17 protein-coding genes and 1 rRNA gene are annotated in these 20,997 nt (G+C 61.5%); 7 read left to right on the top strand and 11 right to left on the bottom strand.

Annotated features, from left to right (window positions below; all coding sequences use genetic code 11):
• Window positions 1-35: 35 nt before the first annotated feature.
• From ACM6IM_RS18340 to ACM6IM_RS18325, 4 genes are all read right to left on the bottom strand, one after another.
• Window positions 36-1,553: an efflux transporter outer membrane subunit gene (locus tag ACM6IM_RS18340; RefSeq protein WP_414865937.1), complete on the bottom strand. Its 1,518-nt coding sequence runs from the start codon at window positions 1,551-1,553 to the stop codon at window positions 36-38.
• Window positions 1,550-2,614 carry an HlyD family secretion protein gene (locus tag ACM6IM_RS18335; protein WP_201196491.1) on the bottom strand — a complete coding sequence of 355 codons (1,065 nt, stop codon included), beginning with the start codon at window positions 2,612-2,614 and terminating at the stop codon, window positions 1,550-1,552. The genes ACM6IM_RS18340 and ACM6IM_RS18335 overlap by 4 nt, the downstream gene beginning before the upstream one ends.
• A gap of 26 nt (window positions 2,615-2,640) precedes the next feature.
• A complete protein-coding gene (locus ACM6IM_RS18330) occupies window positions 2,641-4,179 on the bottom strand; it encodes an MFS transporter (RefSeq protein WP_414865936.1) in 1,539 nt (512 codons plus the stop codon).
• Window positions 4,180-4,395: 216 nt separating this feature from the next.
• Window positions 4,396-5,313 carry a LysR family transcriptional regulator gene (locus tag ACM6IM_RS18325; RefSeq protein ID WP_201196495.1) on the bottom strand — a complete coding sequence of 306 codons (918 nt, stop codon included), beginning with the start codon at window positions 5,311-5,313 and terminating at the stop codon, window positions 4,396-4,398.
• A gap of 177 nt (window positions 5,314-5,490) precedes the next feature.
• On the opposite strand from ACM6IM_RS18325, the gene ACM6IM_RS18320 reads away from it, so the two are divergent.
• Window positions 5,491-6,549 carry an RHS repeat-associated core domain-containing protein gene (locus ACM6IM_RS18320; RefSeq protein WP_414865935.1) on the top strand — a complete coding sequence of 353 codons (1,059 nt, stop codon included), beginning with the start codon at window positions 5,491-5,493 and terminating at the stop codon, window positions 6,547-6,549.
• 59 nt (window positions 6,550-6,608) lie between these two features.
• Here the strand turns inward: ACM6IM_RS18320 and ACM6IM_RS18315 are convergent, their stop codons facing one another.
• Genes ACM6IM_RS18315 through ACM6IM_RS18300 form a run of 4 tightly spaced genes read right to left on the bottom strand, consistent with a single transcriptional unit; the run spans window position 6,609 to window position 10,293 of the window.
• The gene (locus tag ACM6IM_RS18315) at window positions 6,609-7,475 is read right to left on the bottom strand and encodes an ABC transporter permease (protein ID WP_414865934.1); all 867 of its coding nucleotides are present in this window, start codon (window positions 7,473-7,475) and stop codon (window positions 6,609-6,611) included.
• A gap of 21 nt (window positions 7,476-7,496) precedes the next feature.
• Entirely contained in the window at window positions 7,497-8,357 is an 861-nt protein-coding gene (locus tag ACM6IM_RS18310) for an ABC transporter ATP-binding protein (RefSeq protein ID WP_414865933.1), read from the bottom strand.
• A 5-nt stretch (window positions 8,358-8,362) separates the two neighbouring features.
• Window positions 8,363-9,388 carry an ABC transporter substrate-binding protein gene (locus ACM6IM_RS18305; protein ID WP_192307389.1) on the bottom strand — a complete coding sequence of 342 codons (1,026 nt, stop codon included), beginning with the start codon at window positions 9,386-9,388 and terminating at the stop codon, window positions 8,363-8,365.
• A gap of 17 nt (window positions 9,389-9,405) precedes the next feature.
• Complete coding sequence (locus ACM6IM_RS18300; protein ID WP_414865932.1) at window positions 9,406-10,293, bottom strand: TauD/TfdA dioxygenase family protein; 888 nt, start codon at window positions 10,291-10,293, stop codon at window positions 9,406-9,408.
• Window positions 10,294-10,523: 230 nt separating this feature from the next.
• Between ACM6IM_RS18300 and ACM6IM_RS18295 the strand changes: the two genes are divergently transcribed.
• Window positions 10,524-10,892 carry a tryptophan synthase subunit beta gene (locus ACM6IM_RS18295; protein ID WP_192307387.1) on the top strand — a complete coding sequence of 123 codons (369 nt, stop codon included), beginning with the start codon at window positions 10,524-10,526 and terminating at the stop codon, window positions 10,890-10,892.
• A 4-nt stretch (window positions 10,893-10,896) separates the two neighbouring features.
• Here the strand turns inward: ACM6IM_RS18295 and lapD are convergent, their stop codons facing one another.
• Window positions 10,897-12,843: a cyclic di-GMP receptor LapD gene (gene lapD, locus ACM6IM_RS18290; protein WP_192307386.1), complete on the bottom strand. Its 1,947-nt coding sequence runs from the start codon at window positions 12,841-12,843 to the stop codon at window positions 10,897-10,899.
• Between the two features lie 14 nt (window positions 12,844-12,857).
• The gene (gene lapG, locus ACM6IM_RS18285) at window positions 12,858-13,550 is read right to left on the bottom strand and encodes a cysteine protease LapG (protein ID WP_414865931.1); all 693 of its coding nucleotides are present in this window, start codon (window positions 13,548-13,550) and stop codon (window positions 12,858-12,860) included.
• 195 nt (window positions 13,551-13,745) lie between these two features.
• Here lapG and ACM6IM_RS18280 point away from each other — a divergent pair, with 195 nt between their 5' ends.
• The 5 genes from ACM6IM_RS18280 to ACM6IM_RS18260 all read left to right on the top strand — a co-directional run bounded on the left by ACM6IM_RS18280 (window position 13,746) and on the right by ACM6IM_RS18260 (window position 20,726).
• Entirely contained in the window at window positions 13,746-14,450 is a 705-nt protein-coding gene (locus ACM6IM_RS18280; protein WP_414865930.1) for a GntR family transcriptional regulator, read from the top strand.
• Window positions 14,451-15,103: 653 nt separating this feature from the next.
• Window positions 15,104-15,880: a DUF3050 domain-containing protein gene (locus ACM6IM_RS18275; protein ID WP_414865929.1), complete on the top strand. Its 777-nt coding sequence runs from the start codon at window positions 15,104-15,106 to the stop codon at window positions 15,878-15,880.
• The gene (locus tag ACM6IM_RS18270; protein WP_414865928.1) at window positions 15,877-16,806 is read left to right on the top strand and encodes a diiron oxygenase; all 930 of its coding nucleotides are present in this window, start codon (window positions 15,877-15,879) and stop codon (window positions 16,804-16,806) included. The genes ACM6IM_RS18275 and ACM6IM_RS18270 overlap by 4 nt, the downstream gene beginning before the upstream one ends.
• A 13-nt stretch (window positions 16,807-16,819) precedes the next feature.
• A complete protein-coding gene (locus ACM6IM_RS18265; protein WP_414865927.1) occupies window positions 16,820-20,236 on the top strand; it encodes an amino acid adenylation domain-containing protein in 3,417 nt (1,138 codons plus the stop codon).
• Window positions 20,237-20,258: 22 nt separating this feature from the next.
• On the top strand, window positions 20,259-20,726 hold the full coding sequence (locus tag ACM6IM_RS18260) for an SRPBCC family protein (protein ID WP_414865926.1): 468 nt from the start codon (window positions 20,259-20,261) through the stop codon (window positions 20,724-20,726).
• A gap of 96 nt (window positions 20,727-20,822) precedes the next feature.
• On the opposite strand, the gene rrf is transcribed toward ACM6IM_RS18260, so the two are convergent.
• Window positions 20,823-20,938 (bottom strand): 5S ribosomal RNA (rrf, locus tag ACM6IM_RS18255).
• Between the last annotated feature and the right edge of the window lie 59 nt (window positions 20,939-20,997).

The following is a 20,997-nucleotide window of genomic DNA, read 5'->3' as shown; positions in this document are numbered from 1 at the left end:
TCACAGCGATGGCGTTACCCGGCGATCAATTGCACTCAGCGTTGCGCCGCCAACGGGTACACCGACTCCCATCCACCGCCCAGCGCCTTGTACAGCCCGATCATCGCCAGCGACACCCCGGTCGAACTCTCGACCCATTGCTGCTGGGTCGCGAGCAAATCGGCCTGCACGGTGAGGACGTTGACGAAATCCACCACCCCTTCCACGTACTGCTGTTTCGCGGTTTGCAGGGCGATCTGGTTCTGGCGCACCGCTTCGGCGAGGCTGTCGCGGCGCAATTGGCTGGCGTTGTACGCCGTCAGTTGATCGTCGATTTCATGCCAGGCCTGCAGCACGGTTTGCTGGTAGGCAATCGCGGCTTCCTGCTGCTGGGCCTCGCGCAGATCGAGAACGCCGCGCAGGCGGCCGCCGTCGAACAACGGCAAGCTCAGTTGCGGGCCGATGCTGAAGGCCCGCGATCCCCAGGAGCCGAAATCGCTCAGTTGCATCGCTTGTGAGCCGATATTGCCCGACAGGGTAATGCGCGGATAGAAATCGCCCTTGGCCACGCCGATGTTCGCCGTGGTGGCATGCAGTCGAGCTTCGGCCTGGCGAATGTCCGGCCGGCGCTCGGCCAATTGCGACGGCAAGCCGATGGCGACCTGGCGCGGGGTCTGCGGGATCGGCGCATCAGCCGACAACTCCGCCTGCAGTGCCTGCGGCGGCTCGCCCATCAACAGGCTCAGGGCGTTGATCAATTGCGCCTGGCGCTGCTCCAGCGCCGGCAGGCGCGACTCGATGGCCGCCACCTGCGCGGCGGCTTCAGCGACGTCCAGGTCGGTGGCAACACCCTCCGCCAGGCGCAACCGTGACAGCTTCAGGCTGTGGCGCGCAACGTCGAGGTTCTGCTCGGTGACGGCCCGGGTGCTTTGCACGCCACGCAGCTGAATGTAGTCCTGAGCCGTTTCGGCTTGCACCGACAGCAGCACGCCGCGCTGGTCGTTTTCGGCGATCTCCAGCGTCGCGTCGGCGGCTTCGGTTTCCCGGCGCACGCGGCCCCAGAAGTCCAGTTCCCAAGAGGCCGAGAAGCCTGCGTCCCACAGGTTGAAGGCCGAGTTGCCCTGTTTCCCTGACGGGTCGCTCAGGCCTTCGCCGCTGTTGCGTTTGCGGCCGTAACCGGCCGTGGCGGCGGTGTTGGGGTAGCGCTCGGCCGTGACCACCTGGCGCACCGCACGGCTTTGCTGCAAGCGGCTGCTGGCACGTTTGAGGTCGAGATTGTCGGTCAAAGCGCGCTGCATCAGGGCTGACAGTTTCGCGTCCCGGAACACCTCCCACCAGCGTTCGTCCATGGTCTGGGCGACGGCCTGGCTCTCGGCGGTGCTTGGCGGTTTTGACCACTCGGCGATCTGTTGCGGGTGCGGCTTCTGGAAGTCCGGGCCGACGGTGCAGGCGGACAGGCTCATGACGAGCAAGGCACTCAAGGCGAGTGGGGGCTGACGCCATCGCTGAGCCCCGCTCTTTGTGGGAGCGAGCCTGCTCGCGATGGCGTCAGCGCCGGCAACAGAAATCTTCATTGCTGCGCCACCTCACGCTTGCCGCTGTCGGCCGTATCGATACTGGCCTCCACCGACATGCCCACCCGCAGCCGATCCGCCAGGGGTTGACCCGGCTCGAGCACGATCTTCACCGGAATGCGCTGCACCACCTTGGTGAAGTTGCCGGTGGCGTTGTCCGGCTTGATCGAGGCGAAGGTCACCCCTGTGGCCGGTGCGATGCTCTCGACACGCCCGGTCAGCGCTTCACCGCCCAGGCTGTCCACGCGCACCTGCACGTCCTGCCCCGGTTGCACGTCGGTCAGTTGGGTTTCCTGAAAGTTGGCGACCACATACGCCTGGGCCAGCGGCACCACCGCCAGCAGCTTGCTGCCCGGCGTGACGTACGCGCCGACGCGCACCGCCCGCTCGCCGACCATGCCGTCCTGCGGCGCGACGATGCGGGTGTAGGACAGCTCGAAGCTGGCGATTTCCAGCGCCGCTTGCGCGCGCTTCAGGCCGCCGTCCGCCGCATCGCGCTGGGCTGTAAGAATCTCCACTTGCTTGCGTTCCGCCGCCAGCACGGCGGTCGCATTCGCCAGCCTGGCGGTGGCCTGTTCGATTCGCGTCCGGGCTTGCTGAGCATTCTGCACCGTGCCCGCGCCGACGCCGGCCAGGTGGTCGTAGCGTTTCAATTCGTGCTCGGCGAACGCCATTTCCGCCTTGGCCGCGACCACCGAAGCTTGAGCCTGGGCGATCACCGACACCTGCCGCTCCAGGGTCGCCCGGGTGTTCTGCAACTGCGCCCGCGCCACCAGTGTTTCGGCGTCGGCCGCCTGGGCGGCGGCACGCAGGTCCCGGTCATCGATCAGTGCCAGTAATTGCCCGGCTTTGACCTGCTGGTTGTCCTCGACGTACACCTCCTTGATGAACCCGGCGACGCGCGGCACCACCAGGGTGTAATCGGCAGAGACAAAGGCATCGTTGGTGGTCTGCTGGGTGCGTTTGCCAAACAGCCCCGGAGCCAGCCAGTAGATCAGTACGCCAACCGCCACCGCGGCGGCGACCGCGATGGCCACTTTTTGCTTCGATTGAGTCGTCATAAAAACCTTCAGTTTCAAGAGAGCATTCAAGTCGGCGCGCGCGGTGGATACATCCGCGTCGGCAGCCAGAAAATCAGCAGGATCAGCACCACGGCGACACCGGCCATGCACAGGTAGAGGTCCGAGGCGGTCAGCACCACGGCCTGCTCGTGCAGCCGATGGGCAAGGCCCGCGCTGTCGCCGTCGGCCAGCGGCGAATTGCCGAGGCGGTCCACCAACATGGTCGAATGAAAGTGCAGTCGCGAGGTGGTCAGCACCTCGATCACCCCGGTGGCGATCACCGACGCCAGGCCCTTTACGGTGTTGAACCAGGCCGAGGCGAACGGTCCCTGCATCGGCGTGATGCTGCCGGTGGAGAGCATCAAGAGCGGCAGCACCGCCATCGGTTGCCCGAAAATCTGCAGCAGTTGCAACCCATAGAAATCGTCGCGAATCCACACCGACGTCAGCTGCGAACCGCCCAGACACGACAGCGCCAGCATGCTCAGGCCGATCCCCAGCACCCAGCGACAATCCACCCAACGCAGGTTGCACAGCGCCGCCACCAGCGGCAGCGCCACCAACTGCGGCAATGCTGCGATCAACATGATCGGCGCGGTCTGCACCGGGCGATAACCCTGGACCTGCGCCAGGTAGCTGGACGGCAGAATGATCACCGACGTCAGGATCACCAGCACCCCGGCCAGCGTCAGCAAGGCGAACGACAGGTTGCGGATGCCGAGCATCTGTATCTTGAAAAACGGAATTGGTTGCGACCACTCATTGATCAGGAACAGCACCAGCAACAGCAACCCGCCGCCGAGCAGAGCGCTGATCAGGCTCGATTCGAACCAGTCCAGCCGATTGCCCTGCAAAACGCCGATCACCAGCATGCAGATCGCCGGAAACCCCAGCAGCACGCCGCGCCAGTTGAACTGCTTGAAGCGCTCCAGGCGCACCGGATCCTGGGGCAAGCCGTAGGCCACCGCGACCATGGCGATCAGGCAGGGCGCGACGATCTGCCAGAACGTCCATTGCCACCCGACATGCTCGGTCCACAGGCCGGCCAGCGGCGTCCCGAGCCCGGGGCCGAACGTCGCCGTCAGGGCATAACCGGCCAGGCCATACAGCTTGACGTTGGCCGGCAGGAAACGCAGCGCCACGGTCATCAGCATCGGCGGCAGCGCGCCGCCTGCCAGGCCTTGCAGGATGCGCATCAGCAGCAGGCATTCGTAGTTCGGGGCGAAGGGGCTGAGCACGCCGAGCAGCGTGAAGAGGCCGATGGCCCAGAGGGTGAAACGCCGCAGCGAAAACGTCACCGCACACCAGGGCGCAAACGCCATCGCAGCCACCGAGGTCGCGGTGTAACTGGCGACCAGCCAGGTGCCTTCGTCGTAGCCGATGGCCAGGGCGCCGCGTATGTCGGCGAGGGCGACCTTGGTCACCGTCTCGTTGAGGCCTGACACCAGCACCGCCAGCAGCACGCCCACCAGGCCAATGATGATCCGAGGGCCAAATGGCGTGGCCACGGCGGCTGGCGCAGGCATAGGCGCGGCCAGGGACCCCGAGGCCGTCAGGGAGGTCATCGGTTCAAACTCCGGAAAAATAGGCGGGCAGTTTACGAACGCCAATCGCTGACGAAAACTGACTTATTGGCAATTTATAAGTGCGTCAGGCGCAATCATGGAATGACGTTACGCACGCTGCCGGGCAGGCGGTCGCGGGCAAACGGTGAGGAAAAAAACTAACATCGGCGGGTCAGGCGCAACACCATCCATAGGTATTAATGGCCATACTCCCTCTCAGGGCTGGGCAGCCTGCCAGGTTTCGTCGCAGCAGGCTTTCACCGTTTCGCGCAGCCAGCGGTGCACCGGATCATTGTCGAATCGCGGATGCCAGGCTTGTGTCAGCACCAGGGTGGGCAGCGGCAGCGGCAAGGTGAAAGAACGCAGTTTCAGGCCGAGACGGCGTACGCTCGACAGCGTTTCCCTGGGCACCGGCAAAATCAGGTCGGAGTCCGGCAGGGCAAACATCGCCGCATGGAAACTCGGCGCAATCACCGCCACCCGGCGTTCCAGCCCCAAGGCATTGAGCGCGGTATCGATCGGCCCACGAGCGATGCCCCGCCGAGACACACTGACGTGGGAAAAACCGGAAAACCGCTCGGCCGTGATCTCTTCGTCCAGCAGCGGGTGGTCTTCGCGCACCAGCCCGACGAATTGCGTGGTGAACAGATTTTGCACCTTCACTTCCGGCATCAGCGGGCGGTTGTTGCTGACGCTAAGGTCGATGCGCCCCTCGCGCAATGCCTCATCATCGCTATCGCCTTCGGGAACGAAGCGCAGCTCGCAATGCGGTGCCTGGCGCTCCAGAGTGTCGAACAGCTTGCCGCCGTAGACGCCGACGAAGAAGTCGTTGGCCCGAATGCTGAAACGTCGCCGCAGACTTCCCAGCTCCAGTACCCGCGCCGAGTGAAACAGCTGTGCGGCTTGTTCGACCAGTTCACGCACCTGTTCGCGCAACTCCAGGGCCTTGGGCGTCGGCACCAGTCCACGCCCGGCCCGCACCAGAATCGGATCGCCAATGGCCTCGCGAATACGCGTCAGCGTCCGGCTCATCGCCGCCGGGCTGAGGTGCATCCGCCGCGCGGCGCCCACCACGCTGCCCTCGTCGAGCAGGGCGTCGAGGGCGACCAGAAGGTTCATGTCGGGCAGTTGCATGATGAGCACTCGTGATGGAGGGAGATTGCTTCAGGCGCAATGCTAGCAAAGTTTCCAAGTGGTTGATCGGGCCCTACCCGCCGCCTCATGCAACTATCAGTTCTGCTAGTTCCAATCTCTTTCGAGGGCGCGTAGAAATTGGGGGAAGGAAGCCAGCACGCTACCGGGGAGGTGCCGATGTCTAAACCAACAGATGTCGATCAATCCGCACATATCGGGCGGCAGGTGTTGCTGCTGGCCACGGACCGCAGCGGCTCCATCATTGGCGAAACCGTGAACGGCAACACCGAGGTGATCGCTTATTCCGCCTACGGCGAGCGATCGGCGCGGCCGGGGTCCACGGGTAAACTGGGCTTCAACGGCCAAGTGTTTGAAACGCACATCGGTTGGTACCTGTTGGGCAACGGATACCGCGCCTACAACCCGCGGTTGATGCGGTTTCACAGCCCGGATAGCTGGAGTCCGTTTCGGCGAGGGGGGCTGAATCCGTATATGTATTGTGTGGGGGATCCGGTGAATCGTTCGGATCCGACGGGGCATGCTCCACTTTTCCCTTGGTTACCTCACGGGCTGCGTAAAACTGTTTCCCGCACTGTGGATTTTCTCTTCGGCGGAAGCAGCATGACCGGCGCAAACCGGGGCAAGGCGATAACAGCTACGGCAACTGTGGAGTCTGTGGTAGGGCCTATGCGCCCTGAAAAGGAAAACATTCTGAAAGCGTTCGGCACCTTGGGCACGATTGTGGGAGGAGCGCCTGGCGCGAGACGACACCCAGGATCAATGGGGCTGGACATGGGCATCACGACCCCGAAGCATCATCCTGGGTATGCAGCAGGGGCAGCACGTGACGCCTTGACTCACCGCTCCTCACCTTCAGCCCCTCAGGCGTCAGAGGCTATCAGTGGTAGACATGGATCCGCCGCAGCGCCCCACCAACTACCGCCTTCATACACAGAAGCGGTACCGCTGTGGAATGCTGACACTTTTGCCGCATCCCACGATCGGAGAAGCTATACAGTTAACAGCATGAGTTCACCTCGGGAAAATCACTTTGCTAACTCAAGGCCCCGTGTACCCACGGCTGAGCAGCGTGCCCTCGAGATGCACCAGGCCCAAATGGCTGCGCAACATGCTGCTCAGCAAGCCCAACTTCAAGCTGCATTAGCGGCCTTGGATAACCTGCAACAGGATGCAGCGCAACTTCGAGCAACCAATAGAATTTGCCGGATTCTATGAAGCCGTGGTCAAGCGCCGAAGCCTGAAATCGGTCGATGACTTTCTGCCTGTCAGCTGTGCTAACGCTGCATCCCCCAGCGCTTGACCGTCACCCGCTCCAGGGTGTCGAACACCAGGTTTTCCACCAGCAACCCGATCAGAATCACCACCGCCAGCCCGGCGAACACCTTGTCGGTGTACAACTCGTTGCGATTCTGAAAAATGTACCAGCCCAACCCACCCTTGCCGCTGGTGGCGCCGAACACCAGTTCGGCTGCAATCAAGGTGCGCCAGGCAAACGCCCAGCCGATCTTCAGCCCGGCAAGGATCGACGGCAAAGCCGCCGGAATCAGGATGAACAGCACAAAGCGCATGCCCTTGAGGCCGTAGTTGCGCCCGGCCATGCGCAAGGTTTCCGAGACCCCGAGAAAGCCGGCGTAGGTGTTCAACGCCAACGCCCACAGCACCGAATGCACCAGCACGAAAATCAGGCTGTTCTGCCCCAGCCCGAACCACAGCAGCGCCAGCGGCAACAGGGCAATCGCCGGCAACGGGTTGAACATCGACGTCAGCGTGCTCAGCAGATCGCGGCCCAATTGGGTCGACACCGCCAGCGTAGTCAGGGCGAACGCCAGGGCAATCCCGATCAGGTAACCCTTGACCAGCACCACCAGGGAAATCCACACCTTGCCCAGCAACTCGCCACTGACCAACCCGGCATACAGCGCCTGAGCGGTCTGCACGAAGCTGGGCAACAGCAGGTCATTGTTCTGATAACGGGCGATGGCTTCCCACACCAGCGCGAGCACAATCAGGATCAGGCCCTTGCGGATCCAGCCCTGTTGCCACAGGCGCTGGCCAAGCGGCAGTTCACGCTCCAGCGACACATCGGTCAGCGCCGGCAGGACGGTTTCGAATTCTTCACGCGGGGATGATAAATGGCTCATCGTGCCCTCCTCTCAACTGGCTCAATAAGCGATGCGGATATCGGCGAAATCCAGCTCACGCTCGGTTTCCGGTGACTGGCCCTCATCGAACAACAAGCGATGAATCCGTCGCGCCGATTCCTGAAACGCCACGCCGCCCAGGCTGTGCAAATCGTATTGATGGCTGTGGACCTCCGCCCGTACCCGCCCCGGATGCGGCGACAGCAGCAGAATGCGATTGCCCACCACCAGCGCCTCTTCGATGGAGTGCGTGACAAACAGCAACGTGAAGCGCACTTCTTCCCAGAGCAGCAGCAATTCTTCCTGCATCTTGCGCCGGGTCAGCGCATCGAGGGCGGCGAAAGGCTCGTCCATGAGCAGGATTTTCGGTTGCATCGCCAACGCCCGGGCGATGGCCACGCGCGCCTTCATGCCGCCCGAAAGGGTGTGGGGATAGGCATCGGCAAACGCCGCCAGCCCGACCTTTTCCAGGTAGTGCAGCGCCCGCTCTTCGGCTTCTTTTCGCTTGAGGGTTTTCGACGCCAGCAACGGGAACATCACGTTCTGCTTGACGGTCTTCCAGGGGGGCAGTTGGTCGAACTCCTGGAACACCACGATCCGGTCCGGCCCCGGGGCCTCGACCCGCTGGCCTTGCAGGCGGATCTCGCCCTCGACGGGCTGGATGAATCCGGCGGCGGCCTTGAGCAAGGTCGACTTGCCGCAGCCGGAGGGACCCAGCAGGACAAAGCGGTCCGCCGGATCGATCTCGAAACTGACCTGATGGGTCGCCCGAACCACCCGCTGGGGCGTGCGGTATTCGAGGCTGACGTTATCCACCGACAACAGTGCCTGGGCGGTGGCGTTCGGTTTGCTGACCGTGTGGCCTGGCAATGGGGCGTTCATGTCGATCAGCTCCCTTGTAGCGGCTTGGCGTCCTGGAAGAAGTAATCCTTCCACGAGTCCGGTTTGTTTTTGATCGCGCCGACGCGGTAGAGGAATTCGGCGAGCGGGTAGGTATTTTTCGGCGTGACACTGAACTCGAACTGCGGGTTGTCGATGATTTTCAGCAGCGCGGCGCGGTCAATTTTCGCCTTGGTCACGCGGATGTACGTGTCGGCGGCAGCGCCTTTGTCGTTCTGGGCAAATTGCGCGGCTTCGGTCAGTGCCTCGACGAACGCCTTGTAGGTTTTCGGGTTCTCGTTGCGGAATTTCTCCGTGGCGAACAGCACCGTCGGCGAGTTCGGGCCGAGCAGGTCATAGGTGTTCAGCACCACGTGCACATCCGGGTTGGCCAGTGCCTGGTCCTGGAAGGGCGGATTGGAGAAATGCCCGGTCAACTCGGTGCCGCCGGCAATCAGCGCTGCCGTGGCATCGGGATGGGGTACGGCGAGGGTGTATTTGTCCAGGCGATTGAATTCCTTGTCGCCCCATTGTTTGGCCGCCGCGTATTGCAGGAAGCGCGACTGCACCGACACGCCCACCGCCGGCACGGCGATGCGGTCCTTCTCGGTGAAATCGGCGATGGTCTTGACCTTGGGATTGTTGCTCACCAGGTAGTAAGGGAAGTTGCCAAGTGAAGCGACAGCCTTGACGTTCTGCTTGCCGTGGGTGCGATCCCAGATGGTCAGGAGCGGCCCGACACCGGCGCCGGCGATGTCGATCGACCCCGAGAGCAACGCATCGTTGACCGCCGCCCCGCCGGAGAGCTGTGTCCAGTCGACCTTGATGTCGATGCCTTCCTGCTTGCCGTACTTCTCGATCAGGTTCTGATCGCGCACCACGTTGAGCAGCAGATAAACGATGCCGAACTGCTCGGCGATGCGGATTTCACCTTCAGCGTGGGCCACGGGCGGCGCCACCAGGCTGCCAGCGATCAGGCTCAAACCCAGGCCGATAGCCGCAGCCAGCGGCGCGAATGGAAGACGTTTGGACATGGTCGTACTCCAAGAAATCAGTAAGGCGCATCGCCCTGGATGGTGGTGCGATACAGCTTGCGGCGCAGGTGGCTCGGGCATCCGGTGGCCAGGTGGATCAACGAGCGGTTGTCCCAGAACACCAGGTCGTGGGGCTGCCATTGATGGCGGTAGATGTTTTGCGGCAACACGCTGTGGGCATAGAGTTCATCGAGCAATTGCTTGCTCTCGTCGTCCGGCAGACCGACGATCCGCGTGGTAAACCCCTCGCTGACAAACAGCGCCTTGCGGCCGTTTTCCGGGTGTGTGCGTACGACCGGATGAATGACTTCGGCCACCTGGGCCAGTTGTTCCGGCGTCAGGGTCGGGCGCCAATTGCCTTCGAACTTGGTCTCGCTGTAGCGTGCCGTGTAGGAATGCGCCGCCGAACGCCCTTCGACGGCCTTGCGCAGCGCTTCAGGCAGGTCGTCCCAGGCTTTGTGCATGTCGGCGAACAGGGTATCGCCGCCTTCGGACGGCAGCTCCTGGGCATGCAGCATCGAGCCCAGGCTGGGCAGTTCCTTGTAGGAAAGGTCGGAATGCCAGAACTTGCCGGCGTCGCCAAGGCCGATGGATTGGCCGTTTTCGATGATGTTGGAGACGATCAGGATTTCCGGGTGCCCGGTCAGCAGGAATTGCTTGAGCACATGGATCTGCAACACGCCAAAACGGCGGCTGAAGTCGATCTGTTGTTCGGGAGTGATGCGCTGGTCGCGGAACACCACGACATGATGATCCAGGTGCGCGCGATGGAGACGGGCGAAATCCTGGTCATTGATCGGCCGGGACAGGTCGAGGCCGATGATTTCGGCACCGACGACGCCGTCGAATGGGCGGATCTCGAAGGTTTGCGGTGCGATGTTTCGGGTTGCAGAGACGACAGACATAAAATCACTCCCACGCACGGCACGCTCAGGGCGCGCACGTCGATCAGAAACTCACGGATGTCCCGTGTTGGTTCGTGTCGTGCGGCGCGCCGATTGGTCGGCAGGTACGCAGGAGGTTGACTTTATAGGTATAAGAACGTGAATTTAAATACCGTTAGCGAATAACCATATGGCTTATTTCGCCTATGCTGCTGACAGGATGACGCTGCTCAACATTTGAGGGACGCTCGATGTTCTACGTGCAACGCAATACAGACGGCCAATTGACGCGCGTGGAGGCCGAGGCGTATGCCGGGTCCACTGAAACCCTGCCGGCCGATCACCCTGACCTGCAGGAATGGTTCGCCAGCGAAGTCATGGCCACCAGCCACAAACAATTGCAGCAGATCAAACAGCTCAAGCAGTTGAAACAGAGTGACCTGGACATGATCCGGGTACTCGACGACCTGATTCAGGTCCTGACCGATAAAGGCGTGATCCGCGTCACCGACCTGCCGGCCGCCGCCCAGGCCAAGCTCATGGACCGCTCCCAGGCGCGGGAAGCGCTGGGTGGGTTGAGTCACCTGGTGGATGACGACGATGAGGTCGGCTTGATTTAACGCGTTATTGCCAGGGCCTGGGCTCACCCACCAACTGCCCCTGCACGCCAAAGATATCCATCTCGCGAATCACCGCCAGTTCCCCTTCGGTCTCGACCCGCTCGGCAATCAGCGGCAGGTCGATGCTGTGCGCCGCCCGCTGTATCGCCTCGATGAACAGACGCTTGTCGCTCTCCCGATCAATTGCGCGGATATACACGCCATCGATCTTCAGGTACGCCAGGCCCAGCCGCGCCAGGTTACCGATCATGCTGAAACGGCCGCCAAAGTGTTGCAGCCCCAGCGAGAAACCGATCTCGCGCAGGCGGCGCATCAGGTCTTCCAGCTTCGCCTGCTCAGGCAGTTGTTCCTCGCCGATTTCCAGGACCAGCCGTGAGCCAAGGTTGGAGTGTGCGCGCAGAATATCCAGGACCTTGCCCAACGCCTGGGGATGGGTCAGCGTCGCCGAAGACAGGTTCAACGCCAGGGAGGCCTGATGGGCCGGCATTTGCTCGATCACCTGCTCCAGCATCAGGCGATCCAGGCGCGCGGCCCAGCCGAAACGCTCGAGCCACGGCAAGAAGCGGCCCGCAGGAATGGCCTGGCCCTGTTCGTCGATCAGTCGCGACAGCACCTTGTAATGCAGCACCAGCGCGGTGTCCTGGCTGGCGACCACCGGTTGGAAATACAGCTCGAACCGGCGCTGGTTCAGCGCCTGATCGAGCAAGCGGTGCCAGGCATGATGGTCATCGCCAAGGGTGGAGGGCGCGCTGTGATCCAGGCAGACCCACCGCGAATCGCCCTGGCCTTCGGCCTGGGCGAGTGCCTGATCGGCCAGGCCAAGCACCGCTTGCGGTGAGTCGCCAAACTTGAACGGCGCCAGACCGATGTAGGCCACCGCCGCCACGTCGGTGGCACCCGTCGCATGCAGGCTGGTCAGGGCCAGGTCCAGGTGTTGTGCCAGTTGCAGCGCTTCGGCGTGCACCAGCCCTGGCGCCAGCACGGCAAATTCCCCCCCACGGACCCGCGTCACCATATTCAGCGTCTCCGGGTACCTGGCACACTCGCGCAAGAGTTGCTGGCCGACAGCCTTGAGCAACTCGTCGGTGTGCTGACCACCCAGGCGCTGGTTCAGCCCGGCCAGATCCTTGACCCGCAACAGCAGCAGGTAACCCGAACTCGCCAGCTCCGGGTTGCTCACCCGGGCATTCAGTTGCATCTCGAAATAGCGCCGGTTGGCCAACCCGGTCAACGCATCCTGATAGGACTCGTCGCGCAATTTCTCGCTGCGCTCGGCCTGCTCCTGAAACAACGCCTTGAGCTTCTCGACCATCTGGTTCATGGCCTGGACCACACGGCGCAATTCGGGGGTGCGCGGCAGGTCGGGCAGGCTGAGGAATTCCCGACGGGCAATGGCGTGGGATTGCTGGACCATGTAGTCCAGCGGCTTCAGTTGCCGGCGCAGCAGCAAGGCGCCCAGCGCCGCACTGACCGCGCCGCAGAGCAGCAGCCAGCCGAGGCTGCCCAGCGCGCTTTGCCACAGCTTGGCGATGGCGAACATCGGATGGCTGACCACCTCGACCCGCGCCGCCTGCTCCCAGCCACGACTGACGATCGCGTCGCCGCCTGCCGGTTCGAGGCCGATCAGCTTCACGAACCAGTCCGGCACATTGCTCACCGCCGGGCTGCCGCTGCGCTCCACCAGCGTCTGGTCATTCGACAGGTCGACAACGCGGATGCTCGCGTAATAGCCGCTGTCGAAAATCGAGCTGACCAACAACTCGACCATCGCCGGATCGTCGATGTTCGGGGTCAACGACAGCGCCAGCGCCGTCGCCGCGTCCTGTGCATGGGAGCGCAACTGGTTGACGTACTGGGTGCGTGAACTTTCCAGGCTGACCATGAAGCTGCCGGTAAAGGCGACCACCAGGAACAGACAGATTGCGATCAACAGCTGTTTGAACAAAGACATCTGAGCGCGTGCTCCTAATTAGTCATCTCGACCGGAAAACCTTCGGCTTGCATTTTCTTCAGAACATCCTGCCAGCGGGACAAGCGTTTGGTGTCGCTGACTCTCGTATTGCCCTTGGCACCCGGCAACCACACCCCCTCGGCATTGAAAGCGTAGACGGGCAGCAGGTCCGTTCGTTGGCTGGCGGGTTTGATGGCGTCGATCAGGCTGTCGAGCACCAGCGGCACGGCATCGGGGCTGGCGTAATACGTCAACACCATGTGCGCGCGGTTCAGGGTCAAGGCCTTGACGTAGGTGATGCGCAGCTTGTCGCTGGGAACGCCGAGGTGGCGCAGGCTGAAATATTTTGCGATGGCATAGTCTTCGCAATCCCCGGCGCCCTTCCACAGGGCTTCGATCGGCGTTTCCCAGTAATCGACCGTGTGCCACAGGTCGATGTCCTCTTCGTAACGCATCTGCCGGTTGAAGAACAGGTTGACCACCTTGAGCTTATCCTGCTCGCTGACCTGCTTCTGGGTGGCCAACAGGTGCTGCCAGGCGTCAATTCGTTGCTGACCTGCGCCCAAAGGTCCGTACAATGCCTGCGCCTTGCGGCTGATCAGGGAAAAGTCCCAGTCGGCATGCAAGCCACCCGACAGGAAACCGGCCAGCAGCAACGCGCCGCATAGCCAGCGTAATGTCCGGGGGGTCGCGAAACATACCGCCAATGCGAGGCATCCATGTAGGCAGGTGGAATCGATTGATGGTGAAGGTTAGCCGGTTAAAAGACAATGGCACGATGAGATCGCCAAGAGCGCGCTAAGCTTCTTGTATACGTTGTTTAACTTGCACGTTTGACAACCTGCGGGGCAGTCACTAGTGTCAGTTTGGATCCAATTTCTCAGTCATCAGGGTGCGTTGTAGTGACACAAAAACCCAACCCTCTCAACAGCATCAGGGTCAACGGGCCGATTCCCGCCTACGTGGCCCGTTCCGTCATCGAGAAAACCTTGCGCGCTGCCATCCTCGACGGCCGTATCCCGTGTGGCACCGCACTTCGCCAGCAGGATCTGGCTGATCTGTTCGGCGTCAGCCGCATGCCGGTGCGAGAAGCGCTGCGCCAGCTGGAAGCCCAAGGGCTGCTCAATGTCATCGCCCACAAAGGCGCGGTTGTCGCGCCACTGGTTCAGGGGGATGCAGCCGAAACCTATGCGCTGCGTATCCTGCTGGAGTCCGAAGCCCTGCGCCTGTCGATTCCGCTGCTGACTACCGAGGACTTCGAGCAGGCGGCCCACTATATCGACGAGCTGGAAACAGAGCACAACTACACCGAGATCGGCCGGCTCAACCGCCTGTTTCACATGACGCTCTACAGCAAGGCGCCCAATCATCGATTATTGAAACTGATCGAAGAAGGCCTGAACGAAGAAGAACGCTTCCTGCGTTTCAACCTGGAGGCCATGGGCCTGGGCAAACTGTCCCAGGACGATCACCGGGCGTTGCTGCATGCGGCGCATGACCGAGATATCGAGCGCACGGTCAAGTTGCTCGAACACCACCTCAATCGCGGCGTCGATGTCATCACCCGCTACCTCGAAAACCCAACGGCGCAAAGTAGAAAAGCCTAGAAACAAATCGTACGACAGACTGTTCGAGCAGGTATTGCCTGCCCGCAGGTGCCTGTTGCGATGGCACTCGCCCTTATTTTCCCTTGAGTTCAATCCCTGCGCTGACGGTAGGACACGTCGGCGATAGCGGCTGCCTTGATTTACGCTCACTCTGGACTGCCAACCAAATACAAATGGGGCGAAGCGACGCGTGAGCGGCGCCGTCCCCCCCATCAAGAACCTACGGAAGGAGTCTTGCCACGGGAAAAGGAAGCCTTGGCATCCCGGCCATCTTCCCCCCTCAAAAACCTGACCAAATATCGTCCTTAGAAAGTTGCTCGAGTGAGGCATTCACTCTTTATTTCCATTTCGACTTATATAAGCCGGAAGGAGCAACTACGCCCAAATAAAACTTACCCACCAAGTTTTAATGTAACTTTTCGCGCGTCGAAAAGTTAAACTTAAAAATAATAAGAAACTACTTGCCCGACACTAATCCGTGTATTAGTTTTTTCTCCGCCACCCATCAGTATTGGTTGCAATGCGCCCAGTCAGTGCCCTGCACGCCACTGACTCCGTAAGGCGTTTGCTGTACTCGTTCGCCAGCCAAAAACTTGTAGCAACTGTTACTTAGTGATTCCACTTCATTCAAAACATTGACGAATAGGCTCGCCATGAAATCGATTAAAGAACGTCTTGCTCAGAAAAAGACAGAGTTGAGTTCGCACCCTATCTTCTCTGAAATACATTCTCTTTCGGTACTTCAACGTTTCATGGAGTCCCATGTATTTGCCGTATGGGACTTCATGTCTCTGACCAAACGCCTGCAACAGGAACTGACCTGCGTTCAGTTGCCCTGGCTGCCACCGAAGGATCCACACGCTGCGAGGCTGATCAACGAGATAGTGCTCGGCGAAGAGTCCGATGATCGGCCCGCCCAAGGCCATTACAGTCATTTCGAGTTGTACCTCGACGCCATGCGTGAAGTGGGCGCCAGCACCTCCGCCATCGAGCGTTTCGTGGCACTGCAACAGGAGGGCGTGAGCTACGACGTGGCGTTACGAAGCGTGGACATCGACCCGGCTGCAGCACAATTCGTGCGCCACACGTTGCACACAGCCCTGCACGCGCCAGGCCACAGCGTAGCGGCGGCATTCCTGCACGGTCGCGAGAGCGTCATCCCGCAGATGTTCCAGCGCATTCTCGACGACTGGGGCATCGGCATCGACCAGGCGCCAACCTTTCGCTATTACCTGGAGCGGCATATCGAGGTCGACTCCGAAGACCACGGCCCGGCAGCGGAAAAACTCCTGGCACGGCTGGTCGATGGCGACCCGCAACGGGAAGAAGACGTGTATGCCAGCGCCCTTGCCGCCGTGGAAAGCCGCATCGCCCTGTGGGACGGCCTGCGCCTGAGCATGGGCGAACCGATGGCGGAGGTGAACGCGTGAACGCCGCCGACTATCAATCCTTCGCCGATGCCTGGGAAAGCCGCGCAACCATCCGTACCCGCCCGCGTCGCATGCTGGAGAACGACGACAAACTGATCTACCCGCTCAGCCGTCAGCCATTGGTGCTCAGTGAGACCTTTGTGCGCGAATGCCCGGAGCAACGGGATTTCGCACTGGTGCAGACGCTCTACAAGTTCATCAACGATGTGGTGATTTTCGAAACCGAGATCGTCGACAGAACCGCCCGCAGCATCGCCAAGAATCGCTTTGCCGTTCCGTTCCCGTTTGCCTGTCGCTACGACGCCATGACCGTGGTGGTCGACGAGGATTACCACGCTTTGGTGGCGATGGACTTCATGCAGCAGACCATCGCCTTGACGGGCATCCCTCCCATCGAACTGCCCAATGAGATCGAGCTGAGCCGGGCGATTCCGGCGGCGATCGCGCTGGCGCCGGAGCCTCTGCGCGCGGCCGTGGAACTGATCTGCGTGGCCATCGCCGAGAACACCGTGACCGGTGATGTCGCAGCGTTCGCCAAGGACGACAGCGTCAAGCAATCGATCAAGGGACTGATGGCCGATCACTTGCTCGACGAGGGCCGACACTCCGGCTTCTGGGCCCGCTTGGTGCGCATTTACTGGCACACCGCGAGTGAGGAAGACCGGCAATGCATCGCACGGATCCTGCCGGTGTTCATCGGCCATTACCTGACCAACGACATCCAGAAATCCTTCGACTTTCGCCTGATCGACGCCTTGCGGATCAGCGATACCGCGCGGCAGGGACTCAAGCGCGAAGTCTCCGGCCTCGCCTTCCCGATCAACCGCCATCACCCGCTGGTCGCCAACATCGTGCGCTTTTTCCACAACAGTTCATTGCTCGATGCGCCGTGCGTTCAAGCCGCCTTGAGCGACTACCTGGTTTAACGAGGAGCACATCATGAGACGTCTCGACATTTTGCTCATTGGCCGCAGCCTGGCGTTGACCGAGGTAGCGCTGGAGCTCGAACAACACGGCCATTCACTGACATGTCTGAAGGACCCCGGCCCGCTACCGTCAGGCAATTTCGATCTGCTGATCGACGACGCCAGCCTGGCGCTTGAACTGCCGGGCCACGCGCCGCGACTGACACTGAGCCTTGGGCTCGGTGTGGCAGGCGCCAGTGGGCTGCCGTCACTGGACCTGCTGTGCCTGCTGGGCTCGACGCAGCTGACGCGCCTGCCGGTGGCCGACGAGCCCTCCGGCAACGGCCAGGCGCTGCGCCGGCGAGCCGTGGCGCAAATAGTGGACCATGTCGCATTGCTGGTCAGTCGCTTCTCCCGGGATGCGGACTATTTTTTGCGCACCGAACCGGCGGACCCGGTGCATTTCGAGCACGTGCAAAGCCTGTTGTTTCTGGAGCGCCTCGCCTACGTCCATCGGCTCAACGCAACCGCTGACGAGCGCTTGCAGCAACTCGCGCAGATCCCGATGATCGAGCGTCTGGAGCAGCGGTTCATCCAGTCCGCCAGCAGACCGGCACTCTGCATCGCCGGCACATCCCTGAGCTATGGCGAATTGCATGCGCGCAGCCGCGCCATTGCCCAGCGACTGCAGCCGTTGCTCGAGGCGCACGACCAGCCCTGGGTGGTCGGCATCTGCCTGTCCAAATGCAGCGCATTGTACGCGGGGATCCTGGCGATTCTCGGCTGCGGCGCGGTGTACCTGCCGTTGGAGCCGAGCCATCCCGTGCAGCGTCAGCAGTACATTCTGTCGGACGCCGGCGCCGTGCTGTTGTTGCATGACGGTCAGCACCCGCTCGCAGACCGGATGCCCGACCTGGACATCTGCGCGCTCGACCTCGAACACGTGGACCTCGACCAGCCGCTGATGCGTCGCCGCCCCGCTCTCGAGGCGCCGTGCATGGCGCTCTACACCTCGGGCACTACCGGCCAGCCCAAGGGCGTGTCGCTCAGTCAGGCGAATCTGGCGCACTTCACGGCGTGGTACGCCGACTATGTGCAACTGACCGAACACAGCTGCGCGTTGCAGTTCTCATCGCTGAGTTTCGACTCTTCGCTGATCGACATCTTCCCGACCCTGCTGCAAGGCGCCAGGCTGGTCGTGCCCAGTGACGACCAGCGGCGTGACCCTCTGCAACTGGTGGAGCTGATCCGTCATCAACAGCTCAGCCATGGTTTTTTGCCTCCGGCCCTGTTAAGCATTCTGCCCCTGGAGCAACTGCAGTGCCTGGCACACGTGATGACCGGTGGTGATGTCTGCGAGCCCTGGGTCATCGAACAGCTCACCCGGCAGGGCAACCTCTACAACCTCTACGGTCCGACCGAAGCCACGGTGCTGATCACCGCCCGACGACTGCGCGCTGGCGACAGCAATCGCTCGCTCGGTGCGCCGATCGCCAATAGCCAGGTGCTGATTCTCGACGAGGACCTGCAACCGGTGGCCGAACAGACCGTTGGCGAGCTGTACATCGTCGGGCCGGGCGTATGCCTGGGATACCTCAACAATACGCAGCAGACCGCCGAACGCTATCTGCAACTGGACCTGCCGGGCGGACAGACCCTGCGCGCCTATCGCACTGGTGACATGGCGAAGTGGACGGACGCCGGCATCGAGTTGTGCGGGCGCCGGGACAATCAGGTGAAAATTCGCGGCTTCCGGGTCGAGCCCGAAGAGATCGAACGCTGCCTGCGCGACAGCCAACTGTACCGCCAGGTCGCGGTGGTCATCGACAATCAGCGACGGATCCTGGCGTTCCTCGCCCAGCCTCAGGAAACCGGGCCCGGGGCTGCCCGCAACGCGTTGAAAAACCATGCCAGCCAGCGACTGCCGGACTACATGCAGCCCTGCGCCTGGACCGAGCTGACCAGCATGCCGTTCGCCAGCAACGGCAAGGTTGACCGCAAGGCGCTGCTGGAAATACCGGTCAGTCTCAGCGATAACCCGTCGCTGCGCTTGCCGGCCAGCGCGGATGAAGCCGTGCTGCTGGAGATCTGGGCCGAGTTGCTGGAGCTTCCCGCCCGTGACATTTCCACCGACGAAAGCTTCTTCAATCTGGGCGGCCACTCGATCCTCCTGTCACGCATGCTGTTGAGGCTGCGGGAAACCTTCGGCCGCAGCATTTCGATCAACCGCTTCATCGAACTGCCGACCATCGCAAAACTGGCAACGCTGGTGCGCGGCTCCGGCACCGAAGAGGTATTGAGCGAACAGGCGCTTGGCGACGCCTTTCGCGATCTGTCAGTGCAGCCGTTGCCAGACAGCCGCATGGGCGATGTGCACAAGGTGATCGTGACCGGTGCCAACAGTTTTGTCGGCGTGCACATCGTCCAAGCCCTGCTGGCCTGGGGCGCAAGTGAAGTGGCTTGTCTGGTGCGCGAAGGCGGCGGACAGTCGGCATCGGAGCGTTTCACTCAGGCCTTGCGGGAAAACCGCCTGGAGCACCTTGACCTGAGTCGGGTGCGGGTCTACCCGGCAGACATCACACGGCCCTCTCTGGGACTTGAGCCGCGCGTTTACGAGCGGCTGGATCGCGAGTTCGGTGCCCTGGTGCACAACGCGGCGAACGTCAATCACGTGTTGGATTACAGCTCCCTGGCGCGGGATAACGTCGAGCCGATCTTCGAGTGCCTGCGCCTGTGCGAAGGGCGCAGTAAAAAGATCTTCAATTTTGTTTCGACACTGTCGGCCTCCAGCAGCCTTTCCGCCGATGGCCGGGTACTCGAAATGCCTGCCGCGCAAACCCCGCCGATTTACATCAAGAACGGTTACAACCTGTCGAAATGGGTCGGCGAACGAATCCTCGAGCGCGCACGCGAGCGCGGCGTTCTGGTCAATGTCTATCGCCCCGGCAATATCAGCTTCAACAGCCTCACCGGCGTTTGCCAACCGCATAAAAATCGCTTGATGCTGATGCTCAAGGGCTCGATCCAGCTAGGTCAGGTGCCGGAGTTCGCCTTAAATTTCGACCTGATGCCCGTGGATTTTCTCGCCCGTTTCATCGCCTTTCATGCCAGCCGCTATTGCGCGGAAAAAGCGGTGTTCAACCTGCACAACCCCGAACCGCTGAGTTGGGACGATTACGTCGCGTCGTTTCGCGAAGCCGGCCGGGAATTCTCCATGGTCAGCGTCGCCGACTGGCAGCAGCAATTGGGCCGGGTCGACAGCGATAACGCGTTGTTCGGCGTGCTCGGCTTCTACCTGAACGGCTTCGAAGAGGATATCGGCGACATCTCCATGATCGGCCACGACAACGCCCAGGCCGGTGTGCGGCTGATGGGCGCTCATTACCCGGAAAAATCCCCAGCGCTGCTGCGCCGTGGCTGCGACTACCTCAAAGAAATCAATTTCATCTGATTCATCCAAGTGGAGCGAAACCATGAAAACCCTGCAACCCGATACTCTGATCCAGAACCCTCAAGGCTGCCGCGTCGTGTCGTCGGTGGAGATCCCGGCGCACGCCGAATCGGTGTGGGCGCTGGTCGGTAACTTTGCCGGCTTCGATCAATTCATCCCGGCGATATCGCACATTGAGATGACCGGCGAAGGCATTTCTTGCCTGCGCAAGAAGTTCTTCAAGGATGGCAACCTGGTCGTCGAACAGCTCAACTCGCGGGATGACCAGGAGCACTACATGACCTGGACCACGATCTACAACACCTTGGGCGTGGCCAGACTGTGGGCGGCGATGACGGTTGAAACGCTGGAGGGAGAACAGTCCCGGGCGACCTGGACCATCATCGCCGAGCCGGAGCAGGGCGGCGCCGAGGCTCTACCGGGGTTCCAGGCCTTCGTACAGGGGTTTGCCGATGATGCAATGAACAATGTGTTGAAACGGTTTGCGTAGCCCGTGACTTGGGCGGCACTTCATCCCGCCATTTTTACAGACCCGTAAAAGACAAAACCCCTGTTTGCGTTAGCAAACAGGGGTTTTGGAATTCAATCTTGACGATGACCTACTCTCACATGGGGAAACCCCACACTACCATCGGCGATGCATCGTTTCACTGCTGAGTTCGGGATGGGATCAGGTGGTTCCAATGCTCTATGGTCGTCAAGAAATTCTGTGACCGGTCCGTTACGAAGCAACGTGCCAGCGAAATTGAATGACTTCTACT

It is taken from the genome of Pseudomonas sp. IT-P12 (genome assembly GCF_949767465.1).
Classification (GTDB): Bacteria; Pseudomonadota; Gammaproteobacteria; order Pseudomonadales; family Pseudomonadaceae; genus Aquipseudomonas.
Note: the sequence above shows the minus strand (reverse complement) of the source record. Positions and strands in the feature narration are given on the sequence as shown.